Annotated in this window: 14 protein-coding genes and 2 pseudogenes; 5 read left to right on the forward strand and 11 right to left on the reverse strand. The window is 61.0% G+C overall.

Annotated features, from left to right (window positions below; translation table 11 throughout):
* Window positions 1-71: 71 nt before the first annotated feature.
* Window positions 72-5,393 (reverse strand): autotransporter domain-containing protein, encoded by a 5,322-nt coding sequence (locus C6Y56_RS18350; RefSeq protein ID WP_169431076.1) that lies wholly within the window; start codon window positions 5,391-5,393, stop codon window positions 72-74.
* 283 nt (window positions 5,394-5,676) lie between these two features.
* Between C6Y56_RS18350 and C6Y56_RS18355 the strand changes: the two genes are divergently transcribed.
* Window positions 5,677-6,636, forward strand: a complete 960-nt coding sequence (locus C6Y56_RS18355; protein ID WP_169431077.1) for a nucleoside-specific channel-forming protein Tsx — start codon at window positions 5,677-5,679, stop codon at window positions 6,634-6,636.
* Window positions 6,637-6,650: 14 nt separating this feature from the next.
* Window positions 6,651-7,673, forward strand: a complete 1,023-nt coding sequence (locus C6Y56_RS18360) for a purine-nucleoside phosphorylase (protein WP_169431078.1) — start codon at window positions 6,651-6,653, stop codon at window positions 7,671-7,673.
* 67 nt (window positions 7,674-7,740) lie between these two features.
* On the opposite strand, the gene C6Y56_RS18365 is transcribed toward C6Y56_RS18360, so the two are convergent.
* From C6Y56_RS18365 to C6Y56_RS18375, 3 genes are all read right to left on the reverse strand, one after another.
* The gene (locus C6Y56_RS18365; RefSeq protein WP_169431079.1) at window positions 7,741-8,697 is read right to left on the reverse strand and encodes a quinone oxidoreductase family protein; all 957 of its coding nucleotides are present in this window, start codon (window positions 8,695-8,697) and stop codon (window positions 7,741-7,743) included.
* 29 nt (window positions 8,698-8,726) lie between these two features.
* Window positions 8,727-8,900 carry a DUF1427 family protein gene (locus C6Y56_RS18370; protein WP_085712525.1) on the reverse strand — a complete coding sequence of 58 codons (174 nt, stop codon included), beginning with the start codon at window positions 8,898-8,900 and terminating at the stop codon, window positions 8,727-8,729.
* Window positions 8,901-8,989: 89 nt separating this feature from the next.
* Window positions 8,990-9,769 (reverse strand): AraC family transcriptional regulator, encoded by a 780-nt coding sequence (locus C6Y56_RS18375; protein ID WP_169431080.1) that lies wholly within the window; start codon window positions 9,767-9,769, stop codon window positions 8,990-8,992.
* A 146-nt stretch (window positions 9,770-9,915) separates the two neighbouring features.
* On the opposite strand from C6Y56_RS18375, the gene C6Y56_RS18380 reads away from it, so the two are divergent.
* Entirely contained in the window at window positions 9,916-10,143 is a 228-nt protein-coding gene (locus C6Y56_RS18380) for a DUF6555 family protein (RefSeq protein ID WP_064597962.1), read from the forward strand.
* Window positions 10,144-10,181: 38 nt separating this feature from the next.
* Window positions 10,182-10,454: a hypothetical protein gene (locus tag C6Y56_RS18385; protein WP_169431081.1), complete on the forward strand. Its 273-nt coding sequence runs from the start codon at window positions 10,182-10,184 to the stop codon at window positions 10,452-10,454.
* A gap of 23 nt (window positions 10,455-10,477) precedes the next feature.
* On the opposite strand, the gene C6Y56_RS18390 is transcribed toward C6Y56_RS18385, so the two are convergent.
* From C6Y56_RS18390 to C6Y56_RS18400, 3 genes are all read right to left on the reverse strand, one after another.
* Entirely contained in the window at window positions 10,478-10,645 is a 168-nt protein-coding gene (locus tag C6Y56_RS18390; protein WP_085686659.1) for a metallothionein, read from the reverse strand.
* 483 nt (window positions 10,646-11,128) lie between these two features.
* A complete protein-coding gene (locus tag C6Y56_RS18395; protein ID WP_169431082.1) occupies window positions 11,129-11,584 on the reverse strand; it encodes a DMT family transporter in 456 nt (151 codons plus the stop codon).
* Between the two features lie 4 nt (window positions 11,585-11,588).
* Window positions 11,589-12,074 (reverse strand): DMT family transporter, encoded by a 486-nt coding sequence (locus C6Y56_RS18400; RefSeq protein WP_169431083.1) that lies wholly within the window; start codon window positions 12,072-12,074, stop codon window positions 11,589-11,591.
* A 112-nt stretch (window positions 12,075-12,186) separates the two neighbouring features.
* On the opposite strand from C6Y56_RS18400, the gene C6Y56_RS18405 reads away from it, so the two are divergent.
* Window positions 12,187-13,122: a LysR family transcriptional regulator gene (locus tag C6Y56_RS18405; protein WP_169431084.1), complete on the forward strand. Its 936-nt coding sequence runs from the start codon at window positions 12,187-12,189 to the stop codon at window positions 13,120-13,122.
* Between the two features lie 86 nt (window positions 13,123-13,208).
* On the opposite strand, the pseudogene C6Y56_RS18410 reads toward C6Y56_RS18405, so the two are convergent.
* The 4 genes and pseudogenes from C6Y56_RS18410 to C6Y56_RS18420 form a co-directional block, all read right to left on the reverse strand.
* Window positions 13,209-14,349, reverse strand: a pseudogene (locus C6Y56_RS18410) (IS481 family transposase).
* Between the two features lie 262 nt (window positions 14,350-14,611).
* Window positions 14,612-15,433 (reverse strand): methyl-accepting chemotaxis protein, encoded by an 822-nt coding sequence (locus C6Y56_RS29585; RefSeq protein ID WP_423815209.1) that lies wholly within the window; start codon window positions 15,431-15,433, stop codon window positions 14,612-14,614.
* 84 nt (window positions 15,434-15,517) lie between these two features.
* Window positions 15,518-16,294, reverse strand: a pseudogene (locus C6Y56_RS29590) (cache domain-containing protein); the annotation flags it as partial.
* A gap of 194 nt (window positions 16,295-16,488) precedes the next feature.
* The gene (locus C6Y56_RS18420) at window positions 16,489-17,805 is read right to left on the reverse strand and encodes a Na+/H+ antiporter family protein (protein ID WP_169431086.1); all 1,317 of its coding nucleotides are present in this window, start codon (window positions 17,803-17,805) and stop codon (window positions 16,489-16,491) included.
* Window positions 17,806-17,992 lie beyond the last annotated feature (187 nt).

Raw genomic sequence — 17,992 nt, forward strand, 5'->3', positions numbered from 1 at the left:
CAACGCTTTCGCGTTCTGCCCCCGGAAACAAAAAACCGCCCTGGCGGGCGGTCTGAGTGCTTCGGCAACGATCAGAAGCTTTGGCTGAAGCTGATGCTCATCGCGCTGTCGTGGCTGTCGCTGGACACCTGGCCCGAGTAGCCGATGCCGAGTTTGCCGGTCGGGGTGATCTGGAAGTCCACACCGGCCTCGAGCAGCGCGCTGTCTCTGGCAATCGGCGCGCCCTGGGTGCTGAACGAAGCGCCGCCGTCGATGAAGGTCAGGTCGGCATCAGGCTGGGTATCGCCATAGGCATGCCGCCAGCCGATGGCCGCTCGCGGGGTCAGTTGACTGCCGTTGGCCAGTGTCACCAACTTGCCGATACGCACACCGAGGGTCGAATAGGTGATGTCCTGATCGGCATCGCCCTTCAGCCGCCCCATTCCACCTTTTTCCCTGGCGGTGTCGCTGTCGTAGTTGACGTAAGCCAGACCGGCGAACGGTTCGATGGCCACACCTGCCGCATTGATGGCGTAACCCACTTCACCGAACACCTGGGCACTGCGGGCATCGTAGCGAGCCTTCAAGCGGTCATTGTAACTGCCGACGTTGACTTCACGTTTGGTGTCGAGACGGTGCCAGCTGTAGGCGGCGCCAAGTCGCACTGCCAGGGCATCGAACTGCGAATTCAGGTAAGTCGCCAGGTGGTAGCTGTCGACCTTGGCATCGGAGTTTCGATCATGGGCATTGAGATTGCTGCGGGTGTAGCCGGCCGCCATACCGGCGCGCCATTGCTCGTCCAGTTGCTTGTCGGTGCCGAGCATGAAACCGCTGAGGCTACGATCGACACTGGCCGTGTTGCTGTCGCCGCCCATATCGCCCCATGCGCCAATGGCACGGGCCCAGCCGACCATTTCACCGTGACAGCCGTTGCTGCTCAATTGGGTATCGCTCGGGGCCAGCGTACGGCGTGGATCATCCGCAGCGCTGCAGGTTGGCTGGCGCATACGGTCATTGACCGCTTCACGCAGGAAACGCGAATCCTCGAGAACCGCACTGGCGGTGCTCGCATGGATCTCCCCGGACAGATTGTCGAAGGCCTGCCGAGCACCTGCCACGTTGAGGTTGGCGATTTCGTTCTGCAACGCCGCGCCCGCCGGGCCATTGCGCGTCAACGCCGAGGCCGTGTTGCGCTGGTTCCCGGTAGTCGCAGCGTCAGCGAACGAGGTGTCGTTACGGCTGACCACCAGATTCACTGCGTTGGCGTCATACACCAGCGCTGTATTGAGGAACGTGTACTGCGGCAGATCGGCCGCGCTAAAGGTGCCAGTCACTCCACCGCCGGCAGTGATCAGCGAATACACCGTGTTGCCGGTGAACGGCGTCAGGCTGTTCACTTGCAGGCTTCCACCCAGCGCCGCTGTACCACCAACGGCCAGAGGTGTAGCGGTCGGCGAACTGACGGTCAGGGCCAACACGCCGTCGGCGGCGTTGGTCAGGTTGCCGGCCACGCTCAGGGTGCCGGCCTCGGCACCCGAAACCAGCACACCGTGGTTGACCACCGAACCGACACTGCCGTTACCGCTCAAGATTGCGCCATTGGCCACGCTCACTTGCCCGCCCAGGGAGCCCCGCGCCGCGCGGCTGCCGACCTGCAGCATGCCTTGATCCACCGAGACCGCGCCGTTGAACGGCTGATCGCCGGTCAACAGGAAGGTCCCGGTACCGCGTTTGGCCAGCGCACCGGCTCCGCCGAGGCGACCGTTGAAGGCGCTGCTGGCGTCGTTGCTGCCGATGCTCAAGGTGTGGCCAGCGCCGATCAATGCAGTGCCGGAGCCGGTCAGTCTGGCCAGATTCGCCGAGCCACCCAGATTGAGCGTCGCAGGCGCTTCAAGGTTGAGACTGGCGCCGTTGCCCAGTGCCGAGTCGCCGACGGTTGTCAGGCTGCCGGCCCGGAAATCCAGGAGACCACTGAACGTGTTGGCGCCCGTCAGTTTCAGATCAACTTTGCTCAGATGGGTCAACGTGCCGGTGCCGGCAATCACTCCGTTGAAGACCATACCGTAGGTCAGATATTGACTGCGAGTCACCGTCAGGTTGGCGTTGAGGTCGATGTCGTTGTCAAAAGTCGTCGGATTACCCGATTCAAGACTCGAATCACCGCCTACGATCAGCTTGCCAGTGCCCAAAGCACCGGAAAATGCGCTCAGCGAGCCGCCATTCAACGTGAGGCCACCGGTCCAGTTTCTGGCCTCAACGATGCTCAGTCTGGACGAACCGTTTTTGATCAGCCGACCGCTGCCGCTGACGTCGCGCAGAAATGTCGGTACGTCGCCGGGGAGCGTCAGGTCAGCGTTGAGCACCAGGCGGTTGGTAAGCTCGACCCGATCAATAGCGGTGAGAACCGATGCGCCGTTGACAACGATAGGCCCTGGGCCCGTAGAGCGATAGTCTTGCAGAGTCAGTGTCCCGCCATTCAACACCGTTCCACGGAAGGAGCTGTTACTTCCGATCAACGTCAGGTTGCCTGTACCGTCCTTGATCAGGCCACCCTCGCCAAGGATCATACCGCTCAACGTCAGATCGTTATTGCCAAGCAGGTGCAGGTCGCCTGTGAGGTACATCGTATTGCCGATATTCAAGCCACCCGTCGTTTCCAGCGTGGCGTCATTCGCCACTTTCAGGGCGCCGGAACCCAGCGCCGTGTTCGAGGCCAGAAGCAGGCCACCGGCATTCAACGTCACCGGCCCAAGGAAGTTGTTATTGCCGGCGAGCGTCAGGACGGAGGCGCCATTCTTGGTCAGCCCGCCTGTGCCACTGATAACGCCGTTGAGCGCAAGGTCGTGATTGCCGCCCACTGTGAGGTTGCTGTTGAGAGTGATCGCGTTGTCCAGCGCGACGGCCTTGTTGCTCTCCAGTTGCGTGTCCGCATTGGCGACCAGTGCGCCGCTGCCCAGCGCCGTGTTGCTGCCGACCACCAGCGTGCCGCCATCCAGTCGGGTTCCACCGGAATAACTGTTGTCGCCGTTGAGTACCAGCGTACCGCTGTCGACTTTATTGAGAATGCCACTGCCGTTGATGTTCACACCAATCGTTGCGGTCACCCCCGGATCGACCCGCATCACCGTAGTGCCACTGAAGCCGTTGACAGCGGTCAGTTGCCCCGCTGTGCCGTTCACCAGGTTGTAGCCATCGGTGAGAAATTGCAGACCGGCGAACGGTTGTGTGCCATTGACGGACACCGTGCCGGCCGCGCCCTGAAAGATGCCGAAGTCGTCACCCCAGGACTGATTGAGCGTGCCGTTGGAACGGGTCCAGTTCGTGCCGCCGGCGCTCCACGTGCCACTGCCACCGTCCACCGTTCCATTGGCGATGGTCTGGCTGCCGTCCCAGAAGCGCAGGTTGCTGTTCGGTGCCGCGACCACCAGATTGATCTGGTTACTCAGCGCCTGCACCACCATGTCGCCGAGACGGTAACCCAAGGGTACGTCGGTCACGGTCAGGCCATTGTCGGTCAGCGTGCCGGTGTAGTTGAACAAGCGATAGACACCGACGCCGAAACCACCGGCGTCTCTGACATTGAGGTTGCCGTCGAGGGTCAGGTTGCCGCCGATGTTCAACACCGGCGTGCTCGATGGAGTTGCAAGGCGCACATCGACATTACTGTCGGAATCGAGGATCAGTCGGCCTACGGACATCGTGGTGCCTGAGGACAATGCCAGGTGTCCGCCGTCGTCGATGTGCACCTGTTGCTGAATCGAACCACTGCCGGTCAGGATGGCGCCGCTTTTGACGTCAACCGAGCTGTTCAGCAATCCGCCGACGTTCAAGGTACCGCCATCGACAATGCTTGAACCATTATGAAAGTCGTTGTTACCGGTGAGCGTCAGGGTACCGGTGCCATCTTTGATCAAGCGAGACGTATGGATCTCGCCGTCAAAGGTATTGCTGACGTCATTGCCCACGTAAAGGCTGCCGTAGCCCGACACGTACACGTTACCGGCGCCATTCAGCCCGCCGAGAGAGAGATTGCGTTCAACGTAGAGATTGGTGCCGGCACTGAGGTTGACGATGGGATAGCTGCCGACCGCGCCGCCGTCATGCGTGTAGACGTTGCCGGAAACGATATTCAAAGGACCTTTGAAGATGTTGTACAGAGCCCCGAGCGTCAGATTGCCAGAGCCGGTCTTGGTCAGACCGCCGCTGCCGGATATCATCCCGCTCAAGATTATGTCGTTGCTGCCCTGCACGGTCAGGCCGTCGGCCCCGAGGCTGATCTCGTTGGTCAGTGTCAACCCGGCATTGCCGGCCTCGATAGTTCCGCCGTTGGAAGTCAGGACACCGTTACCGAACGTGGCGTTGTCATTGAACCGGGCAATACCGCCATTGAGGGTGGTGCTGCCGCTGACCAATGCCCCCTCCAAGGTCCAGTTGCCGCTGTTGACGGTCAGGTTGTCGAAGTTGACGTAGGTGGCGCTCGATGCCGTGCCGACACCGCTGGTGCCGCCGCCGACACCGGCCGTGTTCTGCAGAATCAGGTTGTTGGTGCCACCTGCGCCGCCGTCGATCTGCCCGGTGGGGGCAAAGGTCAGATTGACGCCTGCCATGCCGCCGAGCCCGGCACCACTCTGCACGCCATCACCGATTCCAACGCTGGAGCCGGTCACCGCAGTGAAGGTGTTGTGACTGTTCGCACCCAGCGAAACACTGCCATTGATGCTGCCGGCGTTGGTGAATGCGTTGCCACCCGCCGACGATTCGAACGCCACCCGCCCGGTAATCTGGCCTGTGGCGCCGTTGACCATGTTCACCTGGGAACCACCACCGTGTACCGCGACCACGGGAGTATCGGCCAGAGGAATGCCGGGCTGGACTCCGGTTGAGGTAATGGTGCCGTTATTGATAATTCGGGTGACGCCGCCCGCCGGGTTGACGACATTGATCGCCAGGCCACCGAGATCAGTCAGGTTCGGCCCCTGCACCATGCCGGTGCCACGGAGGATACCGCCGGCATTGTTGAGCACGTTGATCACGCCTGGCGCGCCACTCGCCCCCAGCAACAGAGCACCGCTCAATTGCGACATGGGGCCGGTGTACGCCGGGTCGATGGTGCCGGAGTTGTTCAGCGTGACGTTGCTTCCCGTCAGGGCTATCGCGGAGCCTCCCGGAACGGCATTCATCGCTGCGCCAGCATCGACATTTACCGTCAGACCGTTGGCAGCACTGGCGTAGGTGTTGAGGAGCAGCGGCAAGGTCGGCACACCGGTGCACGTCACGGACGAGCCGACGGTTGCGCAACTGGCGAACGCCGGTGCGCTGAAACCGCCAAACAGGAGTCCGACGACGCTCAGGTGAACAGCAAGAGAAAGGGGGGAAATACGTGATCCGAGGCCAACACCAAACCTTGCTTCCACAAACAACTCCCTATGTGGTCAATTTCGTCCTTCGAGGCGTGCGAAAGTAGGCAGATTCGACAGACTAATCAAGCAGATCTCTAACATTCAGCAACAGTTTCCCATCCGAATCCAAGCGATACCCCACTTTCAAAAATCAAAGCCATTGCGAACTTTTTCAGTTTTCAACTTTGATAATTGGTACGGCTTGTGCAAACGTTTGCGAAGCGTCAATGCCGCCACTTTCGTAACACACCCGTACAGGCCCGCCGCTCCGGGCCTTGATCCGCAAAAAGGACTTTGAATGCACGTTTCTTCCTGCCACCGCCGTCGCGGTGTGCGCACCTTTGCTGTTTCCCTGCTACTGACCGGCGTTACCGGAGTTCTCAGTCAGACCACGCTGGCGCAGCCTGCCCTGCCTGAGGAATCCGCCCAGGGCGAAGCCCTCAGCCCCGAAGCCAGTCCGCCGAAAAAAGGCGCGTACCTGTCGGACTGGTACAACCAGGACCTGATGCTGATCGGCAGCAAGGACATCAGCTTCGGCCCGCAGCCGGCCGATGATATTTACCTGGAATACGAGTACTTCGGGCGCAAGGGTCCGTTCGAGCTGTACGGCTACATCGACATTCCGAAGATCTTCAACATCGGCAACAGCCACGACAAAGGCGTGTGGGATCACGGCTCGCCGGTGTTCATGGAGCACGAACCGCGCATCTCCATCGACTACCTCGCCGGCCGCAGCCTGGCCATCGGGCCGTTCAAGGAATGGTACGTGGCGTTCGACTGGATCTACGACCACGGCAGCCGCAAGGAAAACCGCGCCAACACGCTGTACAGCGGTTTGGGTACCGACATCGACACCCACTCGCGGGTCAACCTGTCGGCCAACCTGTACGGGCGCTACCAGTGGGAAAACTACGGCGCCAGCAACGAATATTCGTGGGACGGCTACCGCGCGCAGCTGAAGTACATCGTGCCGATCGACAAATTCAGCAACGGCGCCTCGCTGACCTACATCGGCTTCACCAACTTCGATTTCGGTTCGGACCTGCACAAGGACAACCCGGCGCGCACCGCCAATGCCACGGTGGCGACCAATGTGTTGCTGTACTCGTTCACCCACCTGCGTTTCACCCTGGTCGGCCGCTACTTCCACAACGGCGGCAACTGGGAGGACGGCAGCGAGCTGAATTTTGGCGACGGCAATTTCCGCGCACGTTCCAATGGCTGGGGTTACTACGCCGGCATCGGTTATCAGTTCTGAATCCAGGAGCCATCATGAAAGCAATGACGCGTGTATCACTGGCCGCTGCGGCCCTGCTCTCTTCCAACGCTTGGTCGGGCGAGGCGCCGATTCAACCGAAAGTGGTGCTGATCACCATGTTCGCCCCGGAGGCGCAGCACTGGATCGATCGCCTCGAGCTCAAGCAGGAAATCCGCGTGCCGGGCCTGTCGGCCGAATACCCGACCATTCGCTGCAACACGCAGCAGGTGTGCCTGATGACCACCGGCATGGGCCAGACCAACGCCGCCGCCTCGACCCTGGCACTGGCGCTGTCGCCGAAATTCGACCTGCGCAAAAGCTACTTCCTGATTGCCGGGATTGCCGGCATCAGCCCCAAACACGGGACCATCGGCACCGCCGCCTGGGCCCATTACCTGGTCGAGTTCGGCACCCAGTGGGAGCTGGATTCGCGCGATGCGCCCTCAAGTTGGCCGACCGGTTACCTCGGCATCAACACGAAAGGCCCGAACGAAAAACCGCCGCTGGACTACAAGACCGAAGTCTTCGAACTCAACCCGAAACTGCAGGCCAAGGCCTTCGCCCTGAGCCACAAGGTCGAACTGAGCGAGAGCAAGGAATCGGCCGCGTGGCGCCAGAAATACCCGGCAGCGCCGGCCAATCAGCCCCCCGTGGTCACCCGTTGCGACACGCTGGCGGGCAACACCTGGTTCTCCGGCACGCGTCTGAGCGAACGCGCCGAGGTCTGGACCAAACTGCTGACCGATAACAAGGGCGAATACTGCACCACCCAACAGGAAGACAACTCCACCTACGAAGCCTTGCTGCGCGCCAGCCGCGAGGGCCTGGTGGACGTGCAGCGCCTGGCCGTGGTGCGCGCCGGCTCCGACTTCGACCGCCCGGCGCCGGGCGGCAGCGAAGTGGACAACCTGCTCAAGTACGCCGATCAGGGCGGATTCGTGCCGGCACTGGAAAACCTCTACCGCGCGGGTCATCCGCTGGTGCAGGACATCCTGAAAAACTGGTCGGCATGGGAGAACGGCGTCCCGCAATCCTGAGACCCCAAAAAACCGTGGGAGCGAACTCGCTCCCACGGTTTTGGGATGTCATGAAGAACAGAGACCGTCAGGGGATAAGAATAAATTTGTCGCCACTGCCCTGATTCACATCGGCATACCGCGCCAGCCCTTCGGCCAGCGGCGCTTCGACAAGCCCTTGCGGCAGCGGCAGCAGGTCTTCGTCGAAGAACCGGCCGAACTGCTCGAGCATCGCCGCGCAGGCTTCAACGCCGTACAGCAACGAGTTGATGCCGACCACGGAGCCGCCCTTGCGATACAGGGCCAGCGCTGGCAGTTGAACATGCCCGTCCACCGGCGCAGCGATGATCGCGATCCGCCCGAAGGTCGCCAGCGCCGCGACCGAGGCCGGCAGCCAGAAGCCAGTGGTGTCGAAAATCACATCGGCGCCGCCGCGATACACCGCGTTGACCTGCGCGCCCAGATCCTCGGGTTTATCCAGCTGAATTGTCTGATAACCCTGCGCCTGCAAATCCTTGACCTGCTCCGGCCGCCGCGCCGCTGCCAGCAACTGCGCGCCGCGCACTTTGGCCAGCGCCAGTGCCGCCGTCGCCACCGCCCCGCCGCCGATCACCAGCAAACGGGTTTCAGCGCTGACCAGACTGCGTTCCAGCGCATCCCACGCCGTGGTGTAAGGCACCCCGAGGCTCGCGGCCTGGGTGAAACTCAAATGCGAAGGTTTGTGCGCCACGCCGTTGGCCGGCAGTTTGACGAACTGCGCATGGGAGCCATCGGCGAAAAAGCCCAGCTCGCGCCCGGTGCCCCAGACCTCCTGACCGATCAGCGCCTGCGGACCTTCGACCACCACCCCGGCAAAGTCCCGACCGGGAATACGCGGCAGCGTGGTGTACGGAAAACGCCCGAGCACGTTCTTCACGTCGCTGGGATTGAGGCCCGCAGCCTTGATCTGCACCAGCACCTCGCCGGCGCCCGGCATCGGCGTCGGCACCTCGACGAAGCGCAGGGAGGAAAGATCGCCGGTCTTATCGAATTGCAGTGCTTTCATGGATATCTCCACCGAATGAAAAGGGATTCTCAGGACAACCAGCCGCTGACCAGTTGCCGGCCCAACGGCCACAACTGCTCGCCCGCCAGCATGCCCAACAGGCCGACCAGCGCGATGGCCGGTGGTGCCGGGGAACGGAAATCCAGCGCGCCATACAACAGGCCGACGCCCAGCCCGATGCCCAGGGAAATCAGGTAGTTCATGGGATCACTCCGCCACATAAAGAGAATGGGCAAAGTCTAGGGAAAGGCTAAGACCGATACCGGCCAAGGACTTCTGAATTTCGGCCAAATCAGCCTGGAAGCTGACCGGCACTGAACTGCGAAGGCGCCACGCCCAGTTCACGACGGAACATGTCGCTGAAACTGCTCGGCGAATAACCCAGCTCACGGGCTATCGCGCTGACCGGCACGCCCTGAATCAACTCCGCCACCGCCGTCGCCAATTGCACCTGACGCCGCCACTCGGCGAAGCCCATGCCCAGGCCTTCCTTGAACAGACGTGCGAGGGTACGCACACTGGCCCCGGCGTTTTCGGCGTGCTGCTCAAAGGGAATATCCAGCGACGGCGCCGCCATCACCGCCTGGCACAGACTCATCAGCCGCCGGTCGGCATCGTCCGGCAGCGGAATCTTCAACTGTGAACGCCTTGCGCGTTTCAGTTCCAGCAACGCCAGCCCGACCAGCGCCTCGTAATACTCGGCATCACCGCTGTCGCCCTGCGCCACCAGCCCGACAATCAACTCGCGCAGCAGCCCACCGACCTCGATCACCTGCACCGTCTCATCCAGCGTCGCCGCCAGCGCCGGGCGCAGGTAGATATTGCGCATCTGCAAATCCGACACCACGCGAATCCCGTGGGGTACGCCCGGCGGCAACCACACCGCCCGCTGCGGCGGCACCACCAACGCCTCGTGCGGCGTCTCGACCCACATCACCCCGCTCATCGCATACAGCAACTGCCCCCAGACGTGCTCATGGGGCTCGATGAACAACCCACGCGGATACGTACGCGCCAGCGGCTGCACCGGCACATCGGTATCACTCAGATCGGGGGGCGCAGCGAGGGCCATGGCGAACATTCATCGGGATTGACGAGAGCGCCATGGTAACCAGTGCGCCCCCTCGCTCGCCATTGATAGATACCGTCGGACAATCCGAGTGAATTTTCCCGCAGCCCAGCGATCCTTCTATTACCACAGGGAGGAAGATGGGCTTTATGAACAACGCAAAACTGTACGTCATCGATTACACCCTTCACGGCACGCCAAAGTCGTTCATTATCCGCTCGGACAAAATGGACAACACCGAGGCGTGGCACTGGGCAAGCTGCGACGCAGGGGTGGGTCGCATCCCGCGTTTCGGCCGGGAGAAAGTGCAAAAGACCAGCAAGCCGATGGCGGAAAAATTCGGCGTGGAAAACGTCACCTGGCGACCGGCAAGCTAAGCTTTGGCGCAGGTGGGGACTATTTCGGGGGAACACACATGACAACCATCAACAGCCCGGCGCACCTGGACTACGGCCTGGACACCCTCTTCGGCCGCATCACCAAAAGCGTCGACTGCCCGGTTGGCCTGGAACCGGTCGAAAACGATCCCTTCCGCTTCGCCCTGCGCGTCCCGGCCCCCTTGCCGGAAGACCTTGAAAAGGCCAAGACCATCGTCGTCAACGTCGAAGGCCGCCGCCTGCAAGGCAACGTCCGCCACACCGAACGCCTGGACGACGACAGCCTGAAACTGGAAGTGGAGCCTGACTAGGCTCCACTTTTTCATGCAGTGCGTTATTTCGGGTGCGCGCAATGGCAACCCTTGCCAGAGCACTCCTCACCGCCCTTGTGGTGATGAGCGCAGGCCTCACAGCAATAGTGCTTGCCGTGCGCCACATAGGAATGCTCACCTTCCTTGATCTTGCAGCTACATCCCGGGCAATCGCATTTTCTATCGGCCATGGAACAGACTCCTTTGGTGGTGGTTGTCTGAGGCTGAAGGAACAAGCCGTGCTACCAGTGTAGAAGGTGAAAACAACCCAACAACCAAACCACTCACAACTCACCACTCCCCCTTCAACCATCCCCCCACCACTCACCACGATGAGCGTTAGCTCGAGTAAAGCTTTTGATCTCAAGGCCCGTCGGCAGGCTGAGTGGAGGGATTGATCCGGGGGTGGGAGCGCAGCGACCGTGCGGCGCAGCCGCATGCATCGAGAGGAGGTGCAGCGAAGCAAACCGTAGGCGATGCCCCCAGATCAATCCCGGAGCGAAGGAACCCGAGCCACAGCGAGGGCCGTACGTCAGGGCCCAAGACCTTTGGTTACTTTGGGGCGTTTGCCAAAGTGACTCGCTGTAAGAGCGAAACCGCCAGCCGCAACCCCCGAAGAAACGGATATACACGCAAAACGAACAAGAGCCTGGTCGGCCCAAAGGCCGCCAAGTTCAAACAGCCTGACGCACGCTACTGCGATACATGAAAACCAGCGCCAGCCCCAAACAAACCATCGCCCAAACCCGACTCGAAGACAACTCAATAGCGGGATTCCCCAACCACCCAAAATTATCAATCAACATCCCCATCCCCAACTGCCCGACAATCACCGCCACCGTCGCCACAGCAGTCCCCACCCGAGGCACCGCCCCCACCATCACCATCATGTAAACCACACCAAACAAAGCGCCACTGAGCTGCCACTTCGGCACCTCAAGCAGACTCACCGCCTGAGCAGGCTCAAAAAACAAAATCAACAACCCCGTAGAAACCGCCCCCACCACGAACGTCAACAAACTACTGCGCAACACCCCAACGGTTTCACCCAGACGCCCATTGATCGCCGCCTGCACACTCAACACCGCACCGGCCAACACCACCACCGCCAACAAAATAACCAGACTCATCGCATCAACCCCGCGCAATCAAAACCAGTGCCGCCACAATCAACCCCAACGCCAGCCAGCGTTCGCCGTTGACCTTCTTGCGCGTAGCCCCGAACCAGCCGAAATGGTCGATCAGCACACTCTTGCCAACCTGCCCCGACAGAATCGCAATCATCGTCATGGCAATCCCGATATGCGGTGTGGCCAGGGTCAGCACCACCACATACATCGGCCCCAGAAATCCGCCGATCAACTGCCAGCGCGGCAGATCGGTCAGTGCCGGGCCCTTCTGTGGTCCCGCAAACAGCAACAGCAAAAACAGAATCGCCGAACCGACCCCGAAGATGCTCAAGGTCGCCCACAAGTGACCGACCTGCTCACCCAACGGCCCAAGCAACCCGGCCTCCACCGACAAGCCCATGCCGGCCAGAATCACCAGCGGCAGCAACAACAGGCGCAACCCCGGCTTGCTCACCGGCGCCGCCACACTGACCTCATCCAACGTCTGCATAACCCAAACCCGTACAAGTAAACGATGGCGCGGATTATCGGCTGGTGCAGCTGTGCGATAAATGGGAGCATCCGGACAACACTTTTGCGCAACTCGCACAGCAGGACACACAATGCACGGGCTTAACGAACTGGGATTCAAGGCACTCAGGCTGTTTGTGGCGGTGCTCGATCACGGCAGTTTTTCCGAAGTCGCCCGCCGCGAGGGCGTGGCGCCCTCCTCGATTTCCCGGCAGATCCAGTTGATGGAGCAGGCGCTGAACCAGCAATTGCTCTACCGCCACACCCGCGCGGTCACGCCGACCGAGGCCGGGCGCATGCTCGGCCACCACGCGCGGCTGGTGCTGGTGCAACTGGAGGAAGCCGAGCAGGCGCTGCAGGAACAGCAAAGCGAACCGACCGGACTGGTGCGGATCAACGCCCCGGTGGTGTTCGGCCAGCGCCATCTGACGCCATGGCTGGGCCGCTTGTGCGAGCGCTATCCGAAGCTGCAACTGGACATCCAGCAAACCGACCACTACATCGACCCGCTGCAGGAAGGCGCCGACCTGCTGTTTCGCATCGGCCCGTTGCACGACTCGAGCATGCAGGCGCGGATCCTCGCGCCACATCGCTTTCAGGTCGCAGCCAGCCCGGCGTATCTCGAGCGTTTCGGTACGCCACAGCAGCCCGCTGACCTCGCCCACCACCAGTGCCTGGCCTACAAGGGTGCGGCCGGCCAGCAGCGCTGGTTCTTCCGGCAGGATCAGGGCGAATGGACACCCTATTCGGTCAAAGGTCCAATCACTGGCAACCATGCGGACACCCTGACCCAGGCCGCCGAACAAGGCCTGGGGCTGGTGATGTTTCCGTCATGGCTGATTGGTGAAGCCGTGCGCGAAGGCACGCTGGTGCCGGTGCTGGGGGAGTATCAGGTGTCGAACAGTGTGGAGCCGCAGCAGATTGCGGTGCTGTGGCCGGGGAGCCGGCGGTTGTCGGTGAAGGTGCGGACGGTGATTGATTTCTTTGTTGAGTGTTTTGGGGAGGTTCCTTATTGGGATCGTCCCTGAAGATCAAAAGCCCCCTCACCCTAGCCCTCTCCCTGTATGTACCGGAGACATGGTGAACACATGTTCGGAGACATGGTGGACGGTTTTTAGATCCTCTTACCTGCCGTAACAATCTGCAAGTTCAAGTCGATTCGGGCGATACGATGTCTACTCCAGTAGACATCGTGGATGCCATCCTCCGCTGTTTCCCTGATCGCTATCGACAGCCCGTGAAATGCTTTTCCGATTGAGTATTCACGGTTCCTCCAGTAAATCTCGCCCTTCACCTGGACCTTTCTGACCACATCTCCGTCGGCGTATTCCGGCGCCATTTGCTGCTCCTGATACTCCCGAGGGCTGCTGCTGTAGCGAGTCGCCGGCACCTGCATATCCAGCGCTTGATGAGGACGTTTCTGGTTGTAGACATCACGCCAGATATCAAATGCCTGTTGTGCGCTGTTGAGGTCCGTGAAGTGCCGACCTTGCAGCACTTCACTCTTCAGGCTGCGGTGGAAACGCTCCAGTTTTCCCTGGGTCTGCGGATGATAAGGCCGGGAGTGACCTACCTTGATGCCCTGACCCATCAGCCAGACTTCCAGCGCGGTATAAACCCCAGTCTGGTCACCCCAGGGCGAACCGTTGTCCATCGTTATGCGCAAAGGCAAGCCGTAACGCCGAAAGACCCGGATTAGATGCTCCTGGACGGTGTCGCGCTGCTCATTGGCGCACGCGGCGATACACATCGAAAACCGCGAGTGATCGTCCAGTATCGTCAATGGATGGCAACGCCCCTGACTCAGGCTGAAATGGCCCTTGAAGTCCATCTGCCAGAGATCGTTGGGCGCTTCATGCTCGAACCGGATAAACGGTTTGATCTCAGCAGCCTTTGGATCAACGCGCGAATGACGCTGTAAAACTGCATGCACAGTACTGACGGAAGGCATCGCTAAACCTTTGTCTTCCAGCACGCGTTTGAGCTTGCGAGCGCCCCAAGCCGCGTACTCCTGACTCACGGTCAGAATCTGCTTCTCCACCTCGTCAGCACAACGTTTGGGGACGTCTTCGGTCGTCGTGACTGATTGTTCAGCCCCTCGGCCCTGATTTTTCAAACCTGCTGAGCCATTTGTAGGCAGTGCTTGGGCTGATGTTGAATCGACGGCAAAGCTGCCGAACATTGGCCCCTTCTTGCCGAGCCAAAAGCACGAATTCTGTACGTAGCTGCACGGTAGACACCTCTTCCCAAGACACAGGCCATCTCCTTCGCGATGAGCAATGTGTCTATTTAAAAGTGTCCACCATGTCTCCGAACACCTGTCCACCATGTCTCCGGTACATACACTCCCGGAGGGAGAGGGAACCGAACGGGGGAAATTCGAGAGATACGCCGACATGAGCGATCGGCTGTGAATCCATAATCGACACGATTTTTCAGGTCGATGTATGACGCAAGACACTGCGGTCAGTCCCCTCTCCCTCCGGGAGAGGGTTAGGGTGAGGGGGCCTTTGGGGGTCAGATCCGGAACTGCCCCACCAACTTCCCAAGCCGCTGCCCCAACTCCGCGAGACTGCGCGAAGTCTGCGCCCCCAACTGTGTCTCATCCGCCACGTTATCCACCGCCACCGCAATCTGATGCACGCTGCGGTTGATCTCTTCGGCCACCGCCGTCTGCTCCTCGGCAGCACTGGCAATCTGCGCGTTCATCGAGTTGATGGTCGCAATCAGATCCGCCATCGCATCCAGCGACGCCCCCGCCTGGTTGGCCTGCGCCGATGTACCGTCACCCGCTTCGCTGGAACGGCGCATCGCTTCCACCGCCGACTGTGTCCCCGCCTGCAAGCGATCAATCATCCCCTGAATTTCCTGAGTGCTGATCTGCGTGCGCGACGCCAGCGCCCGCACCTCGTCCGCCACCACCGCAAACCCGCGCCCGGCCTCGCCGGCCCGGGCCGCTTCAATTGCGGCGTTGAGCGCCAGCAGGTTGGTCTGCTCGGCAATCGAGCGGATCACCCCGAGCACGCCGACAATCGACGACACATCCTGCTGCAGACTATCGAGGGACACGCCACTGCTGCGGATGTCGTCCACCAGCGCATGAATCTGCTTGATGCTGCCGGCCACCACACGCTTGGCGGTCTGGCCTTCTTCGTCGGTCTGCTGCGCGGCGACGGCGGCGTTCTGTGCGCTCTTGGCGACTTCCTGGGCGGCAGCGGACATCTCGTTGATCGCCGTGGCGACCTGATCGGTCTCATGGCGCTGACGCTCCATGGCCTGATCGGAACGGTGAGCCTGATCCGAGACCTGCGTCACCAGCCCGGTCAGTTGTGTGGTCATCTCGGTAATTTGCCGCACCAGGCCGTGGATCTTGTCGACGAAACGGTTGAACGAGCCGGCCAGTTCGCCGAGTTCGTCCTGGCTGGTGATGCTCAGGCGCCGGGTCAGGTCGCCCTCGCCGGCCGCGATGTCATCGAGGTTGGCTTTCATCAGGGTCAGCGGGCGCAGAATGGTGTTGGCCAGCAGCAGCCCCGCTGCCGCGATCACCAGCAGCACCACCACCGCCACACCAACGATGCTCAGCACCACGCCTTGCATGCGTTCCTGAACCTGAGCCTGCACCAGCGCCACTTGCGCCTCGATGCCGTCGAGGTTGACCGACGTACCAACCGCCATGTCCCACTTCGCCAGGTATTCGGTGTAGCCGAGTTTCGGTACCAACACTTGCGCATTGCCTGGCAGCGGCGAGCTGTATTGCAGGTAATGAGTGCCGTCCTTCGCCACTTTCACCAGGTCGCGGTTGACGTAGACGCCGTTCGGGTCGCGGTTGTCCTTGAAGCTTTTGCCCACGCCTTCGGGATCGGTGGACTTGAACAGGCGCACGGTCTCGGAGTCGTAGCCGAAGAAGTAGCCGTCCTTGCCGTACTTGATGCCCGACAGCAGTTTGATGACTTGCGCCCGTGCGTCGGTGTCACCGGGGGCGGCGGCGGCGTAGAGCGGTTTGATGGTGGTCATGGCCACGGCGACATAGCTGGCCAGCGTGGCCTTGGCGTCACCGAGCAGGCGTTCGCGGGTCTGTTCGACTTCCTTGTGCGCCTGCTCCTGAAGGATGAACAGCGTGGTCAGGCTGATGACCAGCGCAAAGAGCAAGACCGGAAGGACGGCAAGGGACAGGACTTTAGCCTTGAGACTCAGGCGCATGGGGGCTCACTCTTTTGGTTTTATTGGCGTGGTTAAAGGCGTTAACGGCACGCGAAAGCAAAAGTTGAGCTTCGGATTAACCCGCACCTTGTGGGAGCCAGCCTGCTGGCGATAGCGATGTATCAGCCGCCCAATGTGCTGACTGATCCGGCGTCATCGCCAGCAGGCTGGCTCCCACAGGGGGATTTGTAGTGTTACAGGACCATCGCGGCCACCCAGCCAAACGCCAGCAACGGCAGGTTGTAGTGCAGGAAGGTCGGGACCACGGTGTCCCAGATATGATGGTGCTGACCGTCGATGTTCAGGCCGGAGGTCGGGCCCAGGGTCGAGTCAGACGCGGGCGAACCGGCATCGCCCAACGCGCCGGCCGTCCCGACGATGCAGACAATGGCAATCGGACTGAAGCCCAGTTGCACGCACAGCGGCACGAAAATCGCCGCCAGGATCGGCACCGTGGAAAACGACGAGCCGATGCCCATGGTCACCAGAAGACCGACCAGCAGCATCAGCAAGGCACCGATGCCCTTGCTGTGATTGATCCACGACGCCGAAGACTCGACCAGCGTCTGCACCTCGCCGGTGGCCTTCATCACTTCGGCGAAACCGGAGGCGGCGATCATGATGAAACCGATCATCGCCATCATCTTCATGCCCTCGGTGAACAGGTCATCCGTCTCGCGCCATTTGACGATGCCCGACGCCGAGAAGATCAGGAAACCGGCCAGCGCCCCGATAATCATCGAGTCCAGCAGCAACTGAATAATGAAGGCTGCGGCAATGGCGACACCGGCGATCACCAGGCTTCGCGGGTTGTACTGCACCGCCACCTGCTCGACCTGCTCGATTTTCCCCAGGTCATAGACGCGCTTCTTGCGATAACTGATAAAAGCAATGCCCAGCCCCACCAGCATGCCCAGCGCCGGAATGCCCATGGCATGGGTGACGTTGATGCCGCTGATGTCAACGCCACTGCGGGCAACGTTGGCCAGCAGGATCTCGTTGAGGAAAATATTGCCGAAGCCCACTGGCAGGAACATGTACGGCGTAATCAGGCCGAAGGTCATGACGCAGGCGATCAGCCGACGATCCAGTTGCAGCTTGGTCAGCACATATAAAAGCGGCGGCACCAGCAATGGAATGAACGCAATGTGAATCGGCAGGATGTTCTGCGAAGCAATCGCCACCACCCACAGCAGACCGATCAGCAGCCATTTGACGCTGCCGCCACCGGTCGCATGCTGACGGTCGACCATCGCCAGGGCCTTGTCGGCCAGCGCATGGGCCAGACCGGACTTGGCAATCGCCACGGCGAAAGCGCCGAGCAACGCGTAGGACAACGCCACCGTCGCCCCGCCACCCAGGCCACTGTTGAAAGCCTTGAGCGTGGCGTCGATACCCAGACCACCGGTCAGGCCACCGACCAGCGCACCGACGATCAACGCGATCACCACATGCACCCGGGACAGGCTGAGGATCAGCATGACGCCGACCGCAGCAATCACTGCATTCATTTCACTACCTCGAAAACACGACGGTAAAGCCATTCACCGCCAGACAGGATGAGTCCGGCCGGCAAGCCACGAGGGTCGCCAGCGGATTTGCATAGAGGGTCTTATTAGAAGGGCGCGCACTGTGCCGCAGCGCGGGCGCAGTGTCAAAGCGACTGGTCGTAACACTGTGTAACTTTCCATGATCAAG

It is taken from the genome of Pseudomonas fluorescens, from assembly GCF_012974785.1.
Classification (GTDB): domain Bacteria; phylum Pseudomonadota; class Gammaproteobacteria; order Pseudomonadales; family Pseudomonadaceae; genus Aquipseudomonas; species Aquipseudomonas fluorescens_BT.

Coding starts and splice junctions, on each gene's coding strand:
- C6Y56_RS18355 (WP_169431077.1), top strand. CDS start 5,677: ATGCACGTTTCTTCCTGCCACCGCCGTCGCGGTGTGCGCACCTTTGCT.
- C6Y56_RS18360 (WP_169431078.1), top strand. CDS start 6,651: ATGAAAGCAATGACGCGTGTATCACTGGCCGCTGCGGCCCTGCTCTCT.
- C6Y56_RS18365 (WP_169431079.1), bottom strand. CDS start 8,697: ATGAAAGCACTGCAATTCGATAAGACCGGCGATCTTTCCTCCCTGCGC.
- C6Y56_RS18370 (WP_085712525.1), bottom strand. CDS start 8,900: ATGAACTACCTGATTTCCCTGGGCATCGGGCTGGGCGTCGGCCTGTTG.
- C6Y56_RS18375 (WP_169431080.1), bottom strand. CDS start 9,769: ATGGCCCTCGCTGCGCCCCCCGATCTGAGTGATACCGATGTGCCGGTG.
- C6Y56_RS18380 (WP_064597962.1), top strand. CDS start 9,916: ATGAACAACGCAAAACTGTACGTCATCGATTACACCCTTCACGGCACG.
- C6Y56_RS18385 (WP_169431081.1), top strand. CDS start 10,182: ATGACAACCATCAACAGCCCGGCGCACCTGGACTACGGCCTGGACACC.
- C6Y56_RS18390 (WP_085686659.1), bottom strand. CDS start 10,645: ATGGCCGATAGAAAATGCGATTGCCCGGGATGTAGCTGCAAGATCAAG.
- C6Y56_RS18395 (WP_169431082.1), bottom strand. CDS start 11,584: ATGAGTCTGGTTATTTTGTTGGCGGTGGTGGTGTTGGCCGGTGCGGTG.
- C6Y56_RS18400 (WP_169431083.1), bottom strand. CDS start 12,074: ATGCAGACGTTGGATGAGGTCAGTGTGGCGGCGCCGGTGAGCAAGCCG.
- C6Y56_RS18405 (WP_169431084.1), top strand. CDS start 12,187: ATGCACGGGCTTAACGAACTGGGATTCAAGGCACTCAGGCTGTTTGTG.
- C6Y56_RS29585 (WP_423815209.1), bottom strand. CDS start 15,433: ATGACCACACAACTGACCGGGCTGGTGACGCAGGTCTCGGATCAGGCT.
- C6Y56_RS18420 (WP_169431086.1), bottom strand. CDS start 17,805: ATGAATGCAGTGATTGCTGCGGTCGGCGTCATGCTGATCCTCAGCCTG.